The sequence below is a fragment of the Kitasatospora sp. NPDC001225 genome (assembly GCF_053597855.1).
On sequence record NZ_JBSFJC010000464.1, the window covers coordinates 1 to 1,301 of the forward strand.

1 protein-coding gene and 1 pseudogene are annotated in these 1,301 nt (G+C 69.7%); both read left to right on the top strand.

The genetic code is table 11. From position 1 onward, the window contains the following. Window positions 1-421: pseudogene (locus ACWDCZ_RS41480) on the top strand (hypothetical protein); the annotation flags it as partial. Next, a partial coding sequence (locus ACWDCZ_RS41485; protein WP_449818745.1) for an ABC transporter transmembrane domain-containing protein occupies window positions 418-1,301 on the top strand: 884 nt, incomplete at its 3' end. The pseudogene ACWDCZ_RS41480 and the gene ACWDCZ_RS41485, both read left to right, overlap by 4 nt.

Consider the following 1,301-nt stretch of genomic DNA (forward strand, 5'->3'; position numbering starts at 1 on the left):
GTACATCGAGGTCGGGTCCGCGGGCGTGGCGCAGGTGCTGCTGCGCTACGGCGACCTGGACGCGGCACGCGCCGTCCTGCGCGGGCTGGACGTCCGCTACTCGGTGCTGCCCGGGTACGCCTTCGGCATGAGCGGGATCGCCGACGCGCTGCTCGACGCGGCCGAGTTCACCGGCGACCGCTCCTACCGCGACAAGGCGCTGACGCAGCTCGACTTCGTCCGGAAGGTGTTCCTGTTCGAGCCCGCCGAGCGCTTCGGACTGCCGCGCCAGGACGGCCGGACCCCGCTGGGCCTTCCCGGTGAGGGGCTGCTGCGCTGCTCCTGCGACTACCTGACCGGGTCGGCGGGCCTGCTGCGGGTGCTCCACCGGGTGAACACCGGAGGCACCGCCGACTTCCTGCTGGACGAGGCGGCGCGGTGAACAACCGGTTGTGGCGTACCTTGCGGGGCCACCGGGCCCCGTTCGTGGTGGTCCTCGTCGCCGAGGCCACCACGGGCGGGCTCGAGGCCCTGCTGCACCCCCTGCTGCTCAAGGCCCTGTTCGACCAGGCGATCCTGACCGCCGACTTCCGCAGGTTCCTCGTCCTCGGCCTCGGGTACCTCCTGTTCGGACTGACCCTCACCATCACGGACTACTGCGTCGCCTGTTGGCGCAAGCGCCTCGAGAACGCGTTCACGCTGGTGCTGGAGACGGAGTTGCTGAGCCGCACGCTCGGCCTGGACGGCCGAGAGGTGGCGAAGGCGGGAAACGCCTCGTACGTCAGCCGCATCCACAACGACGTCGCCCAGGGCGTCCTGCCGGCCATCGACGTCTCCCTCCGCATCGCGCGCCAGGCGGTCGCGTCGGTCGCCTTCCTCGGTGTGCTGTTCTACCTGTCCTGGCAGGCCAGCCTCATCCTGCTGGTGATCGTGCCGCTGTTGGTGCTCGTGAGCAACCGGCTCGGCAGGCGGATCGAGCAGAACACCGGGCCCGAACGCGAGGCGGAGGCGCGGTACATCAACACGCTGACCCGCACGCTGGAGTCCTTCCCCGCCCTGCGCGGACTGCCGTCGCTGCTGCCGGGCACCCGCGCGGTGAACCGGGACGCGTTGCGCGGGTTCCTCGACCTCACCTTCGTCAACTTCCGGCTGTCACAGCGGCAGCGAACCCTCAGCGACCTGGTGATGAACCTGTCGGACACCGCCTCGATGATCACCGGAGCCTTCTTCGTCTTCGCCGGGCGGATGTCGTTCGGCAGCTTCCTCGCCTTCGTGAACTCGCTGTGGCGGGCGGTGACCGGGATCTTCGACCTCGTCAACAT